This is a genomic window from Actinoplanes awajinensis subsp. mycoplanecinus, assembly GCF_001509495.1.
Lineage (GTDB): Bacteria > Actinomycetota > Actinomycetes > Mycobacteriales > Micromonosporaceae > Actinoplanes > Actinoplanes palleronii.
On record NZ_LLZH01000033.1, the window covers coordinates 1 to 18,796 of the forward strand.

The following is an 18,796-nucleotide window of genomic DNA, read 5'->3' on the forward strand; positions in this document are numbered from 1 at the left end:
TTCGTCCTGAGCCAGGATCAAACTCTCCAACAAAATCTTTGGAAAAGCGTCCCGGCAACAAACAAATGTTGCCAAAGGAATTCTCCACCCATCCCCGAAGGACAGGCCGAGGTAATGCCATTATTGGCACTGGCTTATTAAGCACCCTGTTGAGTTCTCAAAGAACAACCGCACACCTTGAACCGTTCCGCTCTCGCGGCCCGTTCCCCGGGGCACTTGGACTACTTTACTCGCCATTCTCGTTTCGTCAAATCCGTGTTTCGCAACCCGAATTCAACCGACACCGAGAAATAGTGAGCAGCACCCACCCAAAAAGCGCACGATGCTAGATCGTCAGATCTTGGAGGATTTCCGTCAGGACGGCCGCTCCGAGCCCTTCACAGGTCTCGTTCGCTCGCCCGTCACCCTGGCGGCTCGGAAAACATTACCCGGCCACCCGGACAACACCAAGCCGACACACTGAGACGGCGGTCACACCAAAGGGTGAAGCCTGCGGAGGGCCGTGGGACCGGCCGGAACGAGCCGGGTTGGACGGGCGCGCGCCGGGTGCGCCGCTGGCGTATAACCAGCACATGCGCACATACGAGTTGGCCGAGATGCTGCGGGAGATCCCTGGCACCGAGGTGGAGGCCGGCCCCGGACTCGTCACGGTGCACATGCCCGCTCTCGGCGACACCCTCCGCATCCCGTTCCGCGACGTGCTGGACGCGGACTGGGTGCACGTGCCGACCGGCGCCCCGGCCGTCCAGATCGATCTGCGGCGCAAGCACGAGTCGCTCCCGCTCATCGTGACCGTGGACGACGTGGTCTTCACCCCGGCCTACGCCGACGATCTGATCGACCCCGAGGACGAGTTGCTGGTGCCGGCCATGCCCAGCCTGATCGGGTATTCCGAGATGCACCGGGACGTGCGGGCGCTCGGCGCGGCGCTCGACGACCCGGACATCGAGCTGGGGCCGGAGGTGCTCGCCGCCACGCTGACCGCGCACCGCTGCTTCCTGGCCGGCGCCGTGCGGGTCGGGCTCTGGCCGGTCCGGGTGGCGGCGTGGTGGGAGTACACGTCGGCACGCTCGGCGAGCCGGATCACGATGGCCCGGTTCCGCGAGGATCCCGAGTGGGACGAGCTGATGGCCGGCGTGCACGAGGCCCGCAAACTGTCCGAGCAGAGCAGCGCCCAGGCGATCCTCTGACCGCCGGGAAGGCGCCGCCCGGGGGCGCATGACACGGGCGGCGACTTCTGTATTCGTACCATGAAAATGTTTTGTTATTGGACCTGAGGCGTGTAGTGGGTCGCCTCGTCGCCTTCGAGAATGTAGCTCTTGGTGCCGTCCGGTCCGACCGGGACGTCGCCGGCCACGGTGACCCGGTGCAGCTTGCGGGCCAGGTCACCGTAGTCGTCGGCGGCGTAGTGCTGGGTGCTGCGGTTGTCCCAGACCACCAGATCGCCGACCTGCCATGTGTGGCGCAGCGTGTTCTCCGGCCGGGTGACGTAATACTGCAGGAGTCGCAGAATGTCCCGGGACTCGGTTTTGGAAAGGCCGATGAGGCTCGTGACGAAATTGCCGATGAAAAGGTTCGGCACGCCGGAATCCGGATTGACGCGGACCACCGGGTGGGCGGTGCGGTACCGGACGGACGCGAAGACCTTCTGGTAGTCGTCGACCTCGGCGGAGCGGAACTGCGGGTGCTCGGCGTAGTCGTACTCGTTGGAGTGCTCGGCCCACAGCCGGTCGGCCAGGAACCGCAGGTGGTCGGGGAGATCGGCGTAGGCGGCCGCGGTGTTGGAGAACAGCGTGTCGCCGCCGTAGGGCGGGATGACCAGGCTGCGCAGGGTGGTGGCCTTGGGCGGGGCGACCACGAACGTGACGTCGGTGTGCCAGGCGTTTGCCCGGGCGCCGGGGCCGGCGGCCACCTCGAGGACGTTGGCCTGACCGTCGACGGACGGGACGGTCGGGTGGGCCAGGGTCAGCGTGCCGAAGATCGTGGCGAAGCGCTGGTGCTGGTCGTCGTCGAGGTGCTGACCGCGGAAGACCAGCACCTTGTGCTCGACCAGGGCGTCGTGGATCTCCTTGGCGGCGACCTCGTCCACCGGGGCGGTGAGGTCGACGCCGGACACCTCGGCTCCGATCCGGCCACCGATGCGCGTGATGTCGATGCTCATGTCGAGATCCCTTCTGGCTACGTCAGTCCCCCCAGTTTATACATTTCCCATCGAGCGAGTGGGATATGGGAGCGGAAAAGGGTGGGAGCACCGTGGCGCTCCCACCCTTTTCAGGACCTACCGGTCAGTCGTCGCCGCCGAAGTCCTCGAAGACGTCCTCGACCGCCTCGCCGATGAAGTAGCCGGCCGCCAGGCCACCGACCGCGCCGAGCGCCGCGCCGCCCAGGCCGCTGCCGTGACCGCCGTGGCCGTGACCGCCGCGGTAGTGGCCGTGGTGCCCGTACCCACCACCGTGACCGCCGCCATGGCCGCCACCGTGCCCGTAGGCCGGCTGGCCGTAGCCGGGCGGCGGGGGCGGCGGGTAGCCGGGGGCGCCGTACGCCCCGTGGCCGCCGGGGGCGCCGTAGCCCGGGCGGGACTTGTGCTGGTCGACGGCCTGGCGGACCCAGCCGTCGACGACGGAACGCCAGTCGGTGGTGTCCGCGTCGTTGTGGGAGACCGTGTACCGCCCGTACGTGTCCTGGCCGCTGTGGAACAGGCCGCCGCGCTTGTCGAACTCCAGCACCACCTCGACCTGGTGCGGGCTGGTCACGAACGTCAGCTCGACCTCGTTGACGGCGTGCGCGTACTGCGAGGCGGGCCAGTACTCGATCTCCTGGTAGAACGGGAGGGTCTGGTGCACGCCGTAGATCTGACCGTGCTCCAGGTCGGCCGACTTGAAGCGGAAGCCGAGCTGGTTGAACGCGTCCAGGATGCGCTGCTGGATCGGCAGCGGGTGCACGTAGACCGGGTCGAGGTCACCCTTGTCCAGCGCCCGCGCGATCGACACCTCGGTGCGCACGCCCATCACCATGCCGCGCAGCTGCTGCCCGTACGCCGTCGTCACCGGGGTCTCCCACGGCATGTCGATCCGGAACGGGATCGCCAGCTGCTGGCCGGCGTGCAGGCGCATCGGACCGCTCACGGTCAGCCGGTAGAAGTCACCGGTGGCCGAGTAGTCGCCGCCACCGCCCTCGACCTCCATCCGGGTGACCAGGGCGAGCGTGATGTGCTCGATGTCGGCGTCGTTCGTGCCCCCGACCAGGTTGACCTGACCGGTCAGCGGAGCGCCCGGATATGTGCTCGGGTTGGCCAGCACGGTGTCGACGGTGGGGCCACCGACTCCCATCGCGCCCAGCAACTTCTTGAACACCACGATGCCTCTCCTGTGCGTCAGCCCGATTTCCTCGGAAAACTAACAACGCCGCCTGAATGAACGCTGAGAAGGCCTTCAGCCAGGCGATCTTGCAGGCAGCGTACGACTATCGTGCAAGGTCATGGAGCCAGTAACGGTCTACAGCCTCGCCGATGTCGTCGTCCCCCACGAGCCGGTTCACCCGGACGAGGTGGTGGCCGGCGCGCCGACCACCGGGGCGGTCACCGTCACCACACTCGACGGTCTGGGCGTGGAGGCCGGGATCTGGGAGATGAGCGCCGGCGCGGTCCGGGACGTGGAGGCCGAGGAGGCGTTCCTGGTGCTGTCCGGCCGGGCGACGATCGCGACCGGCGGCGAGACGTACGCGGTGGGGCCGGGTGACCTGGTGCGCCTGGCCGAGGGCACGACGACGGTCTGGACCGTGACCGAGCCGCTGCGCAAGCTCTACGTCACCGGCGTCTGACCCGAACGGGCGGCCCCTCGCCGGAGGAGCCGCCCGTTCGTACGATCAGAAATCAGATCAGGCCGAGACCCTGGACAGCGGTGCGCTCCTCCTGGAGCTCCGCCACCGAGGCGTCGATCCGGGCGCGGGAGAACTCGCTGATCTCCAGGCCCTGGACGATCTCCCACTTGCCGTCCTTCGCGACGACCGGGAACGACGAGATCAGGCCGGCCGGGACACCGTAGGAACCGTCGGAGACGATCGCGGCCGACGTCCAGTCGCCCTCGGCGGTGCCGTTGACCCAGGTGTGCACGTGGTCGATCGCGGCCGAGGCGGCGGAGGCGACCGAGGACCCGCCCCGGACCTCGATGATCTCGGCGCCGCGCTTGGCGACCCGCGGGATGAACTCGTCGGCGATCCAGGCCTGGTCGACCAGGTCCTTGACCGGGCGGCCGGCGGCCTCGGCGTGGAAGACGTCCGGGTACTGGGTGGCCGAGTGGTTGCCCCAGATGGTGACCTTGCGCAGGTCGCCGACCGGCGTGTTCAGCTTCTTGGCGAGCTGACCCAGGGCGCGGTTGTGGTCGAGCCGGGTCATCGCGGTGAAGCGGTCGGCCGGCACGTCCGGCGCGTGGCTCTGCGCGATCAGGGCGTTGGTGTTGGCCGGGTTGCCGACGACCAGGATCCGCACGTCGGACGCGGCGCCCGAGTTGATCGCGGCACCCTGCGGCTTGAAGATGCCACCGTTCGCCTCGAGCAGGTCGCCCCGCTCCATGCCCTTGGTACGCGGGCGGGCGCCGACCAGCAGCGCCACGTTGACGCCGTCGAACGCGGCCTTCGGGTCGTCGAACACGTCGACGCCGTCGAGCAGCGGGAACGCGCCGTCTTCGAGCTCCAGCGCGACACCCTCGGCGGCGCGGGCCGCGGCGGGGATCTCCAGCAGGCGCAGGCGTACCGGCACGTCCGGGCCGAGCAGAGCGCCGGAGGCGGCGCGGAACAGCAGCGCGTAGCCGATCTGGCCGGCTGCGCCCGTCACGGTGACGGTGACCGGTGTCTTAGTCATGAGTTTGTCTCCCGAGGTTGAGGCATATCGGCACCCGAACGGACTCTATCCCTCGCGTTACGGAACGATGACGCGGACGCCTACCGGTGTGACGGTTTCCGGCCGACCGCGCCGTACGAGGACACCTCGATCGGCTGCGGCCGGTCCTCCCGGTCGGGCCGCCAGTCGCACACCGCGGTGATGCCCGGCTCGACCAGGTCCAGGCCGTCGAAGAAGCGGGCGAAACCGGCCCGGTCCCGCGGCCAGAGCTCGGCCCGGCCGGAGTCCTGTGCGGCCAGGATCCGCGCCGACACCTCCGGCGGCACGAAGTCCCGGGTACCGACCGTGGCGACCAGGTGGCTGCCCGGGACGACCGCGTCCAGCAGGGCGCCGATCGCGGAGCGGGCCTGCTCGTCGTCGGCGATGAAGTGCAGCACGTTGATCAGCAGGATGCCGACCGGCTGGGACAGGTCGAGGGTGGCGGTCAGCTCGTCGGCCCGCAGGATCTTCTCCGGGTCGCGCAGGTCGGCGTCGACGTACGTGGTGGTGCCGCCGATCATCAGCGCCCGGGCGTGCGCCAGCACCATCGGGTCGTTGTCGACGTAGACGACCTTGGCGTCCGGTGCGACCTGCTGTGCCACCTCGTGCGTGTTGCCGGGCGCGGGCAGGCCGGTGCCGATGTCCAGGAACTGGCGGATCCCGGCCTCGGCGGCCAGGTACCGGACCGCCCGGTTGTGGAACGCCCGGCCCTGTTTCGCCGCCGTCCACACCGCCGGGTACACCGCCGCGATCTGGTCACCGGAGTCCCGGTCGACCTGGTAGTGGTCCTTGCCGCCGAGCCAGTAGTTCCAGCGGCGGGCCGGGGAGACGGTGTGCGGATCCACCTGGTCGCTCGTCACGCGGGCCATCCTAGCCGGATCGCCCATGATCGATCTCCACTGTGGACACGAAGAGCGGGCTCGCGGGCTTATCCTGCAGCGTGGCCATCCTCGCGCCGCCGTACCGGCCCTCCTCCCCCGGCTTCCCGCCGCTCGACCCGGCGCGCGGGGACGGCGGCGCGACCATCGCGGTCACCCTGCGGTACGCGCCGCCCGCCTTCCTGCTCGGCCTCTTCACCCCGGTGCTCGAGATCGACGGGCGCGGCGTGCCGGCCGGCTGGGGACGGGTGTCCACCCCGGTGGCGCTCGGCGAGCACCACGTGCACGTGCACGTGCCGTACCTGCTGCCGTCCCGGCTCGGCGGGGCCGAGACCACCGTCGTCGCCCTGCCGGGCCGGACCACCGAGCTGGAGTACCGCGCTCCCCTGCTGGCCTTCCTGCACGGCGCGCTCGGGCCGCCACCACAGCGGTACCCGGGTCTGGCACTGGCGGTGGCGCTGCTGATGGTCGCGGCGGTGCTCGCGGTCTGCGGCTGCCTGGGCATCGTCGGCACGGCCGGGCGCGACGACCGCCCTCAGGGCTTGGCTTGCAGCTCGTCGTGCAGCGCGCGCATCAGCTCGGCGCTGGTGAACGGCTTCTCCAGCAGGTGCACGTCGACCGACAGGGTGCCGTGGTCGGTGAGCACCGGCTGGGCATAACCGGACATGAACAGCACCTTGGTCCGCGGGTACCGGGTGCTTATCGCGTCCGCCAGGTCCTTGCCCAGCATCCCCGGCATGACCACGTCGGTGAGCAGCACATCGATGCTGTTCTCGGCAGCCACCCGGAGCGCCTGCTCGCCGCCGTTCGCGGCCAGCACGGTGTACCCGCCGCGGCGCAGGATCCGGCAGGTCACCTCGCGCAGCGCGTCCTCGTCCTCGACCACCAGCACGGTCGCGCCGTGCCCGGCCAGCCCGGCGATGACCTCCTCCGGGACGATCCGCTGCGCCTGCACGTCGGTGACCGGCAGCAGGATCGTGAACGTGGTGCCGATGCCCGGCTCGGAGTAGATCCGCACGGTGCCGCCGGCCTGGGTGACGATGCCGTAGACGGTGGCCAGGCCGAGACCGGTGCCCTGGCCGCTGGGCTTGGTGGTGAAGAACGGCTCGAACGCCTTGTCGATCACGTCCTGGGGCATGCCGGTGCCGGTGTCCGAGACGCGCAGCCGCAGGTACCGCCCGGGGCTGAGCCCGGCCCGGGCGGCCGAGTGCTCCTCGTCGACGCACACCTCGGCGGTGTCGACGGTGAGCCGGCCGCCGCTCGGCATCGCGTCCCGGGCGTTCACCGCCAGGTTCACCAGCACCTGCTCCAGCTGGCCCGGGTCGGCCATCACGGCCGGCAGCGCGTCGGTCGTGCGTACGGTCAGGGTGATGTGCTCGCCCAGCGAGCGGTCAAGCATCTGGTGCACCTCGGTGACCACCGCGTTGAGGTCCAGCGGCCGGGGCCGGATCACCTCACGCCGGGCGAAGGCGAGCAGCTGGTGGGTGAGGTCGCTGCCGCGCCGGGCGGCCCGGGCGATCTGCTCGGCGTCCGCGGCCGGTGGGGTGCCGGCCGCGTCCTCGATGATGAACGCCGCGTAGTTGAGGATCACCGCGAGCAGGTTGTTGAAGTCGTGCGCGATGCCGCCGGCCAGCTGGCCCAGGCTCTCCAGCCGCTGGGTCTGCTGCATCCGGGCCTCCAGCTTCTGCCGGTCGGTCTCCTCGCGCAGCCGGCGCCGCTCGGCCTCGATGGCCAGCCGGTCGGTGATGTCCCGGACCGCGGCCACGATCACCGTGCCGGTGTCGGTGTGCAGGGCGCTGCAGGCGATGTCGACCGGCAACGTGCTGCCGTCGCTGCGGACCGCCCGGCGCTTGACCCAGCGCTGCTCGCCGTCACCGGTCCGTACGGTGTCCAGCGGCGTGGAGTCCCCGCCGGTGCGCAGCACCGCGGAGACCGGCGGCAGCCCGTCCGGCAGCAGCCGGGACACCAGCATGTGGATCAGGTCGTGCCGGGGATGGCCGAACAGCCGCTCGGCCTCCGCGTTGACCAGCACCACCTCGCCGGACTCGGCGACGCCGAGCAGCGCGTCCGGTGCCGCGTCGAGGATCGCCTGGACCCGGGCCTCGGCCCGCTCACGCTCGCTGATGTCACGGGCCGTGCTGGTCGTGCCGACCAGCGCACCGGCCTCGTCGAGCAGCGGGGAGACCAGCATGGAGACCGCGATCGGCTGGCCGGACGCGCTGACCCGGGTGCACCGGTAGCGGTCCACCCGGCCGCCGAGCCGGACCAGCAGACGGATCTGCGCCTCGTCGGCGCGCCGGTCCGGCGGGATGATCTCGTCGATCGACGTCCCGATCATCGCGGTGGCCGGGAAGCCGTAGAGCAGCTCGGCGCCGGGGTTCCAGGACAGCACCCGGCCGTCGACGTCGGTGGTGACGATCGCGTCGTGCGAGGACTGGACGATCGAGGCGAGCAGGGCGCGGGTGGCGGCGGCCTGGCGTTGCGCGGTGTCGTCCCGGAGCACGGCGGTCACGTACGTCTCGGCGCCGGCGGCGTCGCCGTCGACCTGCGGCACGGCGACCGCGGACAGCGAGACCTCGACCGGGAAGACCGTGCCGTCGCGGCGCAGCCCACGCAGCGGCAGGCGGCGCAGCGGCGGGTGGCCACCGGAGAGGTACGAGACCCGCTGGGCCGGATGCTTGAAGCGCACCTCGTCCGGCACCAGCACGTCGACGGAGACGCCGACGAGGGTGCCGGCCGGGTAGCCGAACATGTCGTGTGCCCGGCGGTTGGCCGTCGTGATGACGCCGTCCGAACGGCTGACGATGATCGCGTCCGGGGCGGTGTCGATCAGGAGCCCCGGCAGCTCATTGTGTGACTCCACACCCGTCCCCTCCACCCCTAAAGTAACTCATTTCGGTAATTCCGCGTATGACTCCGGTCGATTCGGGGCATCTTCCGTGGATGCGCACCCCGCCGATCGATCCCAACCGGCCCAGTTCCGCCCGCGTGTACGACGCGCTCCTCGGTGGCACGCACAACTTCGCCGTCGACCGGTCGGTGGCCGGCCGGATCATGGAGTTCGTGCCGGAGATCGGCGCCATCGCCCGCGCCAACCGGGCGGTCCTGCACCGGGTGGTCCGCCACGCGGTGGCGCACGGCGTCCGGCAGTTCGTCGACCTGGGCTCGGGCATCCCGACCGAGGGCAACACCCACGAGGTCGCGCTCGCAGCCGACCCGGGCGCCCGGGTCGCCTACGTCGACGTCGACCCGACCGCGGTGCTCTACGCCCGCGAGCTGCTCGGCGACGACCCGCGCACCGTGGTGGTGCTGGGCGATCTGCGGGAGCCGGGTGCGGTGCTCGCCGATCCGGGGCTGCGAGCGGTGATCGATCTCGGGCAGCCGACCGCGATCCTGATGTTCGCGGTGCTGCACTTCATCCCGGACGGCGCGGTTCTGGACGCGGCGCTGAGCGGCTATCGCGAGGCGGTCGCGCCGGGGAGCCTGCTGGCGGTCTCGCACGCGACCGGCGGGGCCGATCCGGCGGCGGTGGACCGGGTCGCCGACCTCTACAACCGGACCGGTACCCCGCTCGTGCCGCGCGACGAACGGCAGTTCGCCGCGTTGTTCGACGGATGGGAGCTGGTGGCGCCAGGGGTGGTGCACGGGCCGAGGTGGCATCCCGATCCGGACGACGAGCCGGTCGAGAACCCGGCCACGTTTCTCACCCTGGTCGGCGTCGGCCGCCGGTGACGTCGCTGTCGGCGGGGCGGTCCCACCCGTCGCAGCAGTCCTCCGGCTCGATCTCGAGCAGATCGAGCAGGTCCGGCCCGGTGTGGCCGGTGTCCACCGTGCCGCCGATCAGGCCCAGCGCGGCGGCACAGTTGCGCCCGTAGCCCTGCACCATCCGGTCCACCCTGGTCGGGTGACCGCAACGACGACAGGGACGCATCCGATCCACCGGAAGATCACCCACCCGTCCATTATCAGCGGCGCCGCGACCCGGCGCCCGGATCGGCGCCGGTAACAGCGGCCGCCGCGATCTCGGCGATCCGGGCCAGTGCGTCCCGCGGGTCGCCGTCGGGGCGGCCGGCCAACTCTCCCACCTGCCGGAGCAGGTGCTCGGTCACATCCGGTGAGGTCACCTCCTCCGATGGAACGGGCCCACCTGGGAATCGGACCCGCTCCACGATCCGGAGCAGGGCCGACAGGTCGGCGATGGTGTCCCGGAGACCCTCCGGGTCGAGGCTGCCGATCAGCACCGGCTGTCTCCGGTCGTCCGGCCGTTCACGGACCGGCGGAGCCCCGCCGGTCGCTCCGAGCACGCCGATCCGGAATCCGATCGCGACCGCGTGTGCCTGGTCGCGGGCGCCGAGTTGCTGATACAGCGTCTTCAGCCGGGATTTGACGGTGTTCGGTGAGATGCACAAACGGGCTGCCATCTCCCGAGCGGTCTCTCCGGCGGCAAGAGATTCAATGACCTCTTGCAGATGTGGCGCCAGCACCGGGCGGTTCCCGCCGGGCCCGGTGTGGCTTCGATGCGTTTGCAGCGACATGCCAGGAATGTAGATCTTCTCTGGCTGATAGTGATCCACAGATCTCCGGCCTGTGGACAACCCGCGTTGCCAGGAAACGCTCAACCAGGGACCGGTAGCGTCCGGGGCCGATCAACCGAAAGGGGGCGCGGGTGCAAGCGTTCCGGGTGTTCCGGGTGACCGCGGTCGCCGAGGCGTTCTCGTGGACCGGCCTGCTGGTCGGGATGTACCTCAAACACGTCTCACACACCACCGACGCGGGCGTCTGGCTGTTCGGGCGGGTGCACGGCGCGCTGTTCGTGGCCTACCTGGTGGCGACGCTGTGGGTGGCCCGCACCGAGCGGTGGTCCCTGTGGCGGACCGGTTTCGCCCTGGCCGCCTCGATCCCCCCGCTGACCACCCTGCTCTTCGAACGCTGGGTCACCAGGCGCCGCTCCCCGGTCGCCGAGCCCGCCCCCGTCTGACCCGCCGTCATTTCCCGGCTCCAGACCGCGCTCCGCCGCCGGCCCTTTTCCCGATACGCGGTGAGCCGGCCGGCGATGGCACCGCGGGCAGCCACGGGCGGCGGAAATCCGCGATCGGCCGGGCCGGGGCGACAGCACTCCGAGGGGCCCTGATGGGGGGGACACCTCGTCGTGCGCGGCCCCGATCAGCGAACCGATGTCGTCGGCGCTACTTCACCGCGATCGGGTTCACCGGGCTGCCCACCGCCCCGGTGATCGGCAACGGCGCGGCGGTCAGCCAGAACTCGTACACCCCGTCCTGCGCGCAGTCGGCCGCGAGCGCGTCCGGGTCCCACATCTCGCCGAGGAACAGGCCGATGTGCGGGATCGCCACCTGGTGCAGCGGCTGGAACGCGTCGTCGAACTCGTTCGGCCGCACCTCGAAGCCCCAGGTGTCGGTCGCGACGGCGGCGATCTCGGTGCGGTGCAGCCAGTCGGCAGTGGTGAAGGAGAGACCGGGCGCCGCCCCACCGGCGTAGTCGCCCCACCCGTCGCGGCGGGCCCGGGACAGCTGGCCCGTCCGTACCAGAACGATGTCACCGCGACCTACAGCGGACGTCGGGCCTTGCGCGGCGATCGTCTCCACCAGGTGTTGTTCCGTGATGGCGAAGCCGTCCGGCAGTTCGCCGTCGCGGCCCAGTGCGCGGCCGACGTCGAGCAGCACGCCGCGCCCGGCGATCACCGACGCCACCGTCTCGATCCCGGTGACGCCGTCGCCCAGGCTGGTCACCACCGTCTCGGCGGGCCGGCCGTTCCAGGCACGGCCGTGGTCGAAGATGTGCCCGAGACCGTCCCACTGCGTGGAGCACTGCAGCGGCATGGAGATCACGTCGTCGGCGCCGCCGAGCCCGTGCGGGAACCCCTGCACGCCGGCGACCGCGTCGGTTCCGGTGTCCAGCATGGTGTGCACCGGGTTGGTCCGGCGCCGCCAGCCCTTCTGCGGGCCGTTCGCGTCGAACGACTGCGACAACGAGAAGGACACACCGCGCCGCACCAGGCCCGCGGCATGCTTGCGGAGGTCCGGGGTCAGGAAGTTCATCGTTCCCTGTACGTCCTGTGCACCCCACCGGCCCCAGTTCGAGCAGCGCCCGGCGGCCGCGGCGATGGCGGCTTCGGCGTCCCTCACCGGAACACGTCCCCGATCCAGTCCGCGATGTACGTCTGCACGTGCGCGAAGTGGTCGAGCCCAATGTGCTCGGCCCCGCCCTCGGCCGCCGTGAAGATCCGCAGGTCCCGCCGTGGCGCGTTCACCGCCTGCTCGTAGGAGCGGTGCGCGTACTCGACCGGGATCTGCCGGTCGTTCGCCCCGTGCGTGATCAGGAACGGGACGGTGATCTGCTCGACCACGCCGTCCAGGTTGACCGCCGCGGCCTTCGTGATGAACGTGTCCACGTCGTTCTCGCCCCACACCCAGAGCACGTGGTCCCAGTAGTGCGGTACCGGGTTCTCGCCCTCGCGCTGCAGCCGGCGCTTCTGCACGGCACCCCAGTCGTGGTTGGCGCCCCAGGCCACGCAGAGCGCGAGCCGCTTCTCGAACGCGGCGGCCCGCGGCGCGTAGTAGCCGCCGAGTGACCACCCGACCAGCCCGATCTTCCCGGCGGCCACGTCGTCGCGGGTCAGCAGGTAGTCGACGCAGGCCGCGGCCCAGTCCTCGGTCTCCACCCGGGCGGTCAGGCCGAGGAACCGCAGCGCCTCCCCGCTGCCCGGGCAGTCCACCATCAGCGTGTGCACGCCGCGCGCGGCCATCTCGTGGGCGAAACCGGACGCGTACATGTGCTCCTTGGTCGAGTCGAGCCCGTTCCACAGGATCACGGTCGGCGCCGGCCCGTCGACGGCGGCCCTGGTGAAGTACGCCGGGAGCAGCGCGCCCTCGAACGGCACCGCGACGCGCGTGGTGGCCGGGTCGCCCAGATCGAACGCCTTCTGCTGCAGGTCGAGAAGTCGCTGGTAGAAGGCCCGGCGGCCGGGTGCCTTGGCACTCTGCATCCGCTCGGCCTGCGCCAGGTAGTTGGTGGCCCGCTGATATTTCTGCCCGGCGGTGCGCGGGTGCCCGGCCGCCTCGTCGGCCGCCGCCTGCGTCGCCAGATCCTCCGCGACCGCGGCCCACGAGGCCATGAACTCGGCGGTGCCGACGTCCGCGCCCTGTGCGGCGAGTTCGCGGATCGGGCGGCAGGCGCGGTCCACCTCGTCGATCAGGCCGCCGCTGTTCAGGGTGGCGACCACGCCCAGGTTCCAGACGTAGTTGCCGGGGAAGTACTCGAACATTCAGTGCTGCCTCTCGTGTCGCGCCCGGGCCGGGTCGCGGCGCCGCGCGGGCACCGCCGGACCGTGCTCAGGGCCGGAAATGATCCGATTGGTCAGGCTGCCGATCCCCTCGACCGTCAGCGTCACCACGTCGCCGTCGGTCAGCGGTGGCGGCGCCTGGCGTCCGTTACGGCCCCACAGCTCGGCCAGGCATCCGCCGTTGCCGACCGTCCCGGAGCCGAGCACGTCACCGGGCCGCACCACGCTGTCCCGGGCGGCGTGCGCGAGCATCGCCTCGAACGTCCAGCCCATGTTGCTGAGCAGGTCCCGCCCCACCTCGGTCCCGTTCACCGACGCCGAGCACCACAGATCGAGAAAACCGTCTTTTTCGTACGGCGACAGCTCGTCGGCGGTCACGATCCACGGGCCGAGGCTGCTCGCGAAGTCCTTGCCCTTGGCCGGACCGAGATTGATCGTCATCTCCCGGCTCTGCAGGTCACGCGCCGACCAGTCGTTGAAGATCGTGTACCCGAAGATCGTCCGGTCCGGGCCGGCGATCGCGGCCACCTCCAGCTCGAAGTCCCGGGCCACCGACGCGGCCGGGAACGGCACGTCGTCGTCCGGGCCGTAGATCGCGTGCGGGTTGGTGAAGTAGAAGGCCGGCGCGTCGTACCACGCTTCCGGCACGCCGGTCGCGCCGTCGATGCTGCGCCGGACGCCCTCGACGTGCTCCTCGAACGCCACGAAATCTCGGATCGAGGTGGGTCGCAGCGGCGCCAGGAGCTGGATGTCCGCCAGGGGTATTCCCTGGTCCGCGACCTCACCGATCCCCTGCTCGATCACCTGGGTCATGGCAGGTTCCCCGACGAACGGTCGCACCTGGTCGTTCTGCAGGATGCCCGTTCCGATCCGGCCGTCGTGCCGGTAAGTGATCAGGCGCATCAGACGGGCGGGGCGACGAACACGCCGCGGTCCACGTCGTTGAACGACTGCTTGGCGACGAACTCGTTCATCGGGTTCGCCGTTCCCCACTGGTCACTGACCGTGGGGTCGGAGAAGTCGTACAGGTGCGGATGCCAGCTGTCCTCGTCGAGTTCTTCCAGCTCGGTGGTGTACTCGATGGTGTTCCCGTGCGGGTCGAGGAAGTAGCTGAACGTGTTGTTCCCGGCAAGGTGCCGGCCGGGCCCCCACACCTTCTCCACCCCGCCGCGCAGCAGCCGGCCGGTGCCGCGCATGTACTCGTCGATGCCGCGCAGCTCGAACGACGCGTGGTGCAGGGCGACGTGCGGTCCGCGAGCGATCGCCAGGCTGTGATGCCACCGGTTGGTCCGCAGGAACCACATCATCTCGCCCATCCGCGGATGCATGAGCGTGTCGGAGAGCGCGAAACCGAGGTGCTCGCCGTAGAACCGGACGGTCGCCTCCGGGTTCGGCGAGTTGATCACCACGTGCGAGAGCTTGACCGGGACCGATTCGCCTTCTTCGAGCTTCCGGTGCTTGCGGACCGCGACATCACAGGAGACTTCGACGGTACGACCGTCCAGGTCGAAGAACCGGAAGCCGTATCCGCCGCCCGGGGTGTGCAGGGTCCCGGGCTCGGTGACCAGCGTGACCCCGGCCCGGCCGAGGCGCTCGGCGAGCGCGTTCACGTCGGCCTGGTTCGCCGCGCCGAACGCGATCAGGTCGAGCCGTTTCTCGGCGGCCCGCCGCAGCCGCACCGAGTACTGCTCGGGCGAGCCGGCCGCGGCCAGGAACGCCAGGCCCTCGTCGGTGGTCTCGGCGTCCAGCCCCCACATGCCGGTGTAGAACCCGAGCTGCCGGTCGTAGTCCGGCACGGCCAGGTCCACGTGCCGCAGGTGGGTGATGAGGCGTTCGTCGGTCATGGTGTCCTCTCTTCTCAGGCGGGAGCGGTTCTCTTGTCCAGCGGACCGGCCGCTGCTCAGGCGGGGTCGGCGACCAGGTGCGCGATCCGGGCCATCAGGCCGGGGACGTCGCCGCGCTCGCGGGCCAGCAGCCAGCGGGTCAGTTGCAGGGACGCCTCGACGACCTCGCGGGCGCGGGGCAGGCGGCGGGCGGTGAACTCCAACCACAGCTCGTCGGTCACCTCGCCGCCGGCCGCCTTGCCGCCGGCCGCCTTGCCGCCGGTCGCCTTGCCGCCGGTCGCCTTGCCGTCGCGGAGCAGCAGCTCGGTCAGGACCGACGCGTCCTCGAAGGCCTGGGCGGCGCCCTGGGCCAGGGTCGGCGGGCAGCTGTGCGCGGCGTCGCCGATCAGCACCACCCGGCCCCGGTGCCACGGGCCGTCGAGCACGTGACTCTCGAACGCGGTGTAGTTCACCCGGCGCGGATCGGTGAGCACCTCGCGGATGTCGTCCCACGGCCCGTGGTACGCCCCGCTCAGGTCCCGCATCGTGGCGAGGGCCTGCTCCGGGCTGAGCCCGGACCGGTCCTGGACGTCCTCGACCAGGTAGGCGTAGAGCGTGTCCGGGCCGGTCGGGCAGTAGCCGGCGATGTGGCAGGGGCCGCCGTAGTACAGGTCGGTGCGGGTCACGCTGGCCGGACGGCTGGTGAAGGCGCGCCAGATGCCCATCCCGACCGGCTGCGGCTCCAGGGTGATGCCGATCGCGGCGCGGGTCCACGAACGGATGCCGTCGGCGCCGATGACCAGGTCGTACCGGAAAAGGGAACCGTCGCCGAAGGTGACCGCGACCGTCTCGCCGTCCTGGACCAGGCTTGTCGGTCCGGTCCCGAAGCGGACCCGGACGCCGGCCTCGGTGGCCCGCTCGATCAGGATCCGGGCGAGCGCGGGGCGGTACATGCCGAGGGTGGCCGGCAGATCCGGACCGCCGGTGCGGAGGTCGGTGAGCTCGGCGAGCAGCGTGCCGGCCGGGTCCGGAGCGCGCAGCCCGAGCGTGTCGAACGCCGCGCCCTGCGCCCGGACCCGCTCCCAGACGCCCAGCTCACGCAGCACGCGCAAGGCGTTGCCCTGCAGGGTGATCCCGGAACCGAGCGCGGCGACGTCGGGCTTGAGGTCGACGAGGTCGACCGCGACACCACCCTCGGCGAGCCGGATCGCGGCGGCGGCGCCGGCCGCGCCACCCCCGACGACCAGAACGTTACGGACTGCAGGCACGGCGGTTTCCCTCCCGTTTCGTGTGACTGGGACCACTGTCCGGCCCGGCCCGGGTATTACGGAAGGTCGACTTGGTGATGGCAGCCATCGGCCGTGCTTATAGTGGCCGCATGGCGATCGACCGGCTGATGGCCAACCTCGACCTGAACCTGCTGATCACGCTGGACACCCTGCTCCGCGAGCGGAACGTGACCCGGACCGCTGATCACCTCGGGGTCAGCCAGCCCGCGGTCAGCGGCGCGCTCGCCCGGCTGCGCCGGCACTTCGACGACCCGCTGCTCACCCGGGTCGGCAACCGGTACGAGCTGACCGCCCTCGCGGCCCGGGTCGCGGCGCTGACCGGGCCGGCCATCGCCGGGGTGCGCCGGGTCTTCGAGACGACCGCCGAGTTCGACCCGTCCCGGCTCGACCGCGAGTTCACCCTGGTGATCTCGGACTACGCCGCGACGGTGCTGGCGCCGCTGGTGGCCCGGGAGATCGGGCGGCTCGCGCCGGGCGTCCGGTTGCGGCTGGAGCAGACCACGCCGTACGCGGTGGACCACGCGGCCGACACGTTGCGCGCCGCGGACGGGCTGATCATCCCGCACGGCTTCGTCACCGACCTGCCCTATCTGGACCTGTTCGAGGACCGCTGGGTGTGCATCGTGTCCCACGACCACCCGTCGGTCGGCGACACCCTGACCCTCGACCAGCTGGGCACCCTCCCCTGGGTGGCGATCTTCGACCGGCCGACCGCGTTCGCGCCGGCCGCCCGTCAGCTGCGGATGCTCGGCATCGAGGCCCGGGTCGACGTGGTGGTGGACGGGTTCGCGCAGATGCCGTTCCTGGTCGCCGGCACCCGGCGGGTCGCGCTGATCCAGGAACGGCTGGCCCGGCAGCTCGCCCCGGTCACCGGCGTACGGATCCTGGACTGCCCGTTCGATGTGGTCCCGGTCGCCGAGGCCTTCTGGTGGAACCCGATGTACCGCAACGACCCGGCCCACGCCTGGCTCCGCACCCTGATCGTGGCCGCGGCCGCCCCGCTCCGCCATCAGTCCGGCTGATGGTGGTCATCAGCGGATGCGGTCTTCCGTGATGCCCCGCGGCCGCACATAGTCAGGCCGCCGGATGTGACCTGGACCACCGGCTTCTCCGACCACTCCCCTGGAGGGCCCGTCCATGCCCGAAGCCGCCACCCTGCGCCGCGCCGGCGCCGGCCAACTCGTGCTGCTGCTGGCCGGCAGCTGCCTGTCGGTCCTCGGCGCGGTGCTCATCGCGCCGGTCCTGCCCCAGATGACCGACCACTTCACCGGCGTCGCCGGCGCCGGCGTCCTGGTACCGATTGTCCTCACCGTGCCCGCGCTGATCATCGGCCTGACCGCTCCGTTCGCCGGCTACATCGTGGACGCCGTCGACCGGAAACGACTACTGATCGCCGCGATGGTCGGCTACGCGATCTGCGGCACCGCCCCGCTCTACCTGGACACCCTCCCGGCGATCATCGCGAGCCGGGTCCTGGTCGGGCTCTGCGAAGCGGCCATCATGACCTGCTGCACCACGCTGATCGCCGACTACTGGTCCGGCCCGCGGCGCAGCCGCTACCTGGGCCTGCAGACCCTGCTCGCCTCGCTGTCCGCGACCGTCTTCCTCGGGCTCGGCGGCGCGCTCGGCAGCTCCGGCTGGCGCACCCCGTTCTGGCTCTACACCGTCGCCCTGCTCCTGTCCGTCCCGATGGCCCTGCTCATCTGGCAGCCATCCCGCACCACGGGCGCGCTCTCCCCTGCGCTCCCCCCGGCCGGCCACAGCACCACACCCGGCGCATTCAGCGCACCCGGTGCGGCCGGTGCGGCCGGTGCGGCCGGTGCGGCCGGTGCGGCCGGTGCGGCCGGTGCGGCCGGTGCGGCCGGTGCGGCCGGTGCGGCCGGTGCGGCGATTGTGGTTCCGGTGCGGCGGCTCCCGCCGCTCCCCTGGCGCCGGCTGCGGACTCCGTGCCTGGTCACCCTGGCCGGCGGCGTGGTCTTCTACGCCCTGATCGTGGAACTCTCCTTCGTCCTCGACGAGGTCGGCGTCACCGCGACCGCCACCATCGGCGCCCTCAGCGCCCTGATGTCCCTGGCCACCGCGCTCGCCGCCGGCTCCTTCGCCAGACTCTCCGCGCAGACCCCCCGCCGCCTGCTGCCGATCGCTTTCGGACTCGCCGCCGCCGGCTTGCTGGTCCTCGCCGCCACCGACCGGATCCCGGTGATCACCACCGGCGCGGTACTCACCGGCGCCGGCACCGGCCTGCTCCTGCCCACCCTGCTGACCTGGGCCACCAACAGCCTCACCTTCGCCGAACGCGGCCGCGGCACCGGCCTCTGGACCGGAACCCTGTTCATCGGCGAATTCCTCTCCCCACTGCTGATCACCGCCCTGTCCGCAGCCACCGGCGGCCTCCGCCCCGCCCTGGGTACCCTCGGCCTCGCCACCGCCGTCCTGGCCGCCGCCACCCCCTTGATCGTCCCCCGCTCCGCCACCCCCCTCAACATCACCCAGGACTGACCCCACCCAGATCCGCACCCCGCTCAGCAAGGACCTGGCACCGTGGCACTGCACAGCGGCCCAGGCCCGCTCCCGCTCGCCGCACCAGGCCTCATCGGTCAAGGCCCGCCCCAGCCAGGCCCTCCAAGATC

At 71.2% G+C, this 18,796-nt stretch carries 18 protein-coding genes; 6 read left to right on the forward strand and 12 right to left on the reverse strand.

Translation table 11 applies throughout. The annotated features are described in order from the left end of the window. The first annotated feature begins 572 nt into the window (after positions 1 to 572). Positions 573 to 1,190, forward strand: coding sequence for a hypothetical protein (locus tag ADL15_RS07670; RefSeq protein WP_067686250.1), 618 nt, complete (start codon positions 573 to 575; stop codon positions 1,188 to 1,190). A 74-nt stretch (positions 1,191 to 1,264) separates the two neighbouring features. Here the strand turns inward: ADL15_RS07670 and ADL15_RS07675 are convergent, their stop codons facing one another. Both ADL15_RS07675 and ADL15_RS07680 read right to left on the reverse strand, forming a co-directional pair. Next, entirely contained in the window at positions 1,265 to 2,161 is an 897-nt protein-coding gene (locus tag ADL15_RS07675; protein WP_067686205.1) for a TauD/TfdA dioxygenase family protein, read from the reverse strand. A 124-nt stretch (positions 2,162 to 2,285) separates the two neighbouring features. Then, on the reverse strand, positions 2,286 to 3,356 hold the full coding sequence (locus tag ADL15_RS07680) for a sporulation protein (protein WP_067686208.1): 1,071 nt from the start codon (positions 3,354 to 3,356) through the stop codon (positions 2,286 to 2,288). A 121-nt stretch (positions 3,357 to 3,477) separates the two neighbouring features. Between ADL15_RS07680 and ADL15_RS07685 the strand changes: the two genes are divergently transcribed. Beyond that, entirely contained in the window at positions 3,478 to 3,819 is a 342-nt protein-coding gene (locus ADL15_RS07685; RefSeq protein WP_067686211.1) for a cupin domain-containing protein, read from the forward strand. 52 nt (positions 3,820 to 3,871) lie between these two features. On the opposite strand, the gene ADL15_RS07690 is transcribed toward ADL15_RS07685, so the two are convergent. The 3 genes from ADL15_RS07690 to ADL15_RS07700 all read right to left on the reverse strand — a co-directional run bounded on the left by ADL15_RS07690 (position 3,872) and on the right by ADL15_RS07700 (position 8,617). Further along, the gene (locus ADL15_RS07690; RefSeq protein WP_067686213.1) at positions 3,872 to 4,858 is read right to left on the reverse strand and encodes a malate dehydrogenase; all 987 of its coding nucleotides are present in this window, start codon (positions 4,856 to 4,858) and stop codon (positions 3,872 to 3,874) included. An 80-nt stretch (positions 4,859 to 4,938) separates the two neighbouring features. After that, complete coding sequence (locus ADL15_RS07695) at positions 4,939 to 5,745, reverse strand: SAM-dependent methyltransferase (RefSeq protein ID WP_198170621.1); 807 nt, start codon at positions 5,743 to 5,745, stop codon at positions 4,939 to 4,941. Positions 5,746 to 6,289: 544 nt separating this feature from the next. Continuing rightward, positions 6,290 to 8,617, reverse strand: coding sequence for a PAS domain-containing hybrid sensor histidine kinase/response regulator (locus ADL15_RS07700; RefSeq protein ID WP_067686220.1), 2,328 nt, complete (start codon positions 8,615 to 8,617; stop codon positions 6,290 to 6,292). Between the two features lie 80 nt (positions 8,618 to 8,697). On the opposite strand from ADL15_RS07700, the gene ADL15_RS07705 reads away from it, so the two are divergent. Continuing rightward, positions 8,698 to 9,486, forward strand: a complete 789-nt coding sequence (locus tag ADL15_RS07705) for an SAM-dependent methyltransferase (protein ID WP_067686223.1) — start codon at positions 8,698 to 8,700, stop codon at positions 9,484 to 9,486. Here the strand turns inward: ADL15_RS07705 and ADL15_RS07710 are convergent. Both ADL15_RS07710 and ADL15_RS07715 read right to left on the reverse strand, forming a co-directional pair. Next, positions 9,458 to 9,640: a hypothetical protein gene (locus tag ADL15_RS07710; RefSeq protein ID WP_232343946.1), complete on the reverse strand. Its 183-nt coding sequence runs from the start codon at positions 9,638 to 9,640 to the stop codon at positions 9,458 to 9,460. The genes ADL15_RS07705 and ADL15_RS07710 overlap by 29 nt on opposite strands. A gap of 79 nt (positions 9,641 to 9,719) precedes the next feature. Further along, positions 9,720 to 10,289, reverse strand: a complete 570-nt coding sequence (locus ADL15_RS07715) for a helix-turn-helix domain-containing protein (RefSeq protein WP_067686226.1) — start codon at positions 10,287 to 10,289, stop codon at positions 9,720 to 9,722. Between the two features lie 131 nt (positions 10,290 to 10,420). Between ADL15_RS07715 and ADL15_RS07720 the strand changes: the two genes are divergently transcribed. Further along, positions 10,421 to 10,732 carry a DUF3817 domain-containing protein gene (locus ADL15_RS07720; RefSeq protein ID WP_067686229.1) on the forward strand — a complete coding sequence of 104 codons (312 nt, stop codon included), beginning with the start codon at positions 10,421 to 10,423 and terminating at the stop codon, positions 10,730 to 10,732. Positions 10,733 to 10,940: 208 nt separating this feature from the next. Here ADL15_RS07720 and ADL15_RS07725 read toward each other — a convergent pair whose 3' ends face one another. The 5 genes from ADL15_RS07725 to ADL15_RS07745 are packed head-to-tail and all read right to left on the reverse strand — an operon-like array spanning position 10,941 to position 16,145. Then, positions 10,941 to 11,897 (reverse strand): cyclase family protein, encoded by a 957-nt coding sequence (locus tag ADL15_RS07725; protein WP_067686232.1) that lies wholly within the window; start codon positions 11,895 to 11,897, stop codon positions 10,941 to 10,943. Continuing rightward, complete coding sequence (locus ADL15_RS07730) at positions 11,894 to 13,036, reverse strand: alpha/beta hydrolase family protein (RefSeq protein ID WP_067686235.1); 1,143 nt, start codon at positions 13,034 to 13,036, stop codon at positions 11,894 to 11,896. The genes ADL15_RS07725 and ADL15_RS07730 overlap by 4 nt, the downstream gene beginning before the upstream one ends. Next, positions 13,037 to 13,957, reverse strand: a complete 921-nt coding sequence (locus tag ADL15_RS07735) for a fumarylacetoacetate hydrolase family protein (protein ID WP_067686238.1) — start codon at positions 13,955 to 13,957, stop codon at positions 13,037 to 13,039. Further along, positions 13,957 to 14,898: a VOC family protein gene (locus ADL15_RS07740; protein WP_067686241.1), complete on the reverse strand. Its 942-nt coding sequence runs from the start codon at positions 14,896 to 14,898 to the stop codon at positions 13,957 to 13,959. The genes ADL15_RS07735 and ADL15_RS07740 overlap by 1 nt, the downstream gene beginning before the upstream one ends. 56 nt (positions 14,899 to 14,954) lie before the next feature. After that, the gene (locus ADL15_RS07745) at positions 14,955 to 16,145 is read right to left on the reverse strand and encodes an FAD-dependent monooxygenase (protein WP_067686244.1); all 1,191 of its coding nucleotides are present in this window, start codon (positions 16,143 to 16,145) and stop codon (positions 14,955 to 14,957) included. Positions 16,146 to 16,255: 110 nt separating this feature from the next. On the opposite strand from ADL15_RS07745, the gene ADL15_RS07750 reads away from it, so the two are divergent. Both ADL15_RS07750 and ADL15_RS55115 read left to right on the forward strand, forming a co-directional pair. Beyond that, positions 16,256 to 17,188: a LysR family transcriptional regulator gene (locus tag ADL15_RS07750; RefSeq protein WP_067686247.1), complete on the forward strand. Its 933-nt coding sequence runs from the start codon at positions 16,256 to 16,258 to the stop codon at positions 17,186 to 17,188. Positions 17,189 to 17,303: 115 nt separating this feature from the next. Next, positions 17,304 to 18,665, forward strand: coding sequence for an MFS transporter (locus ADL15_RS55115; RefSeq protein WP_083970992.1), 1,362 nt, complete (start codon positions 17,304 to 17,306; stop codon positions 18,663 to 18,665). Positions 18,666 to 18,796: the final 131 nt, after the last annotated feature.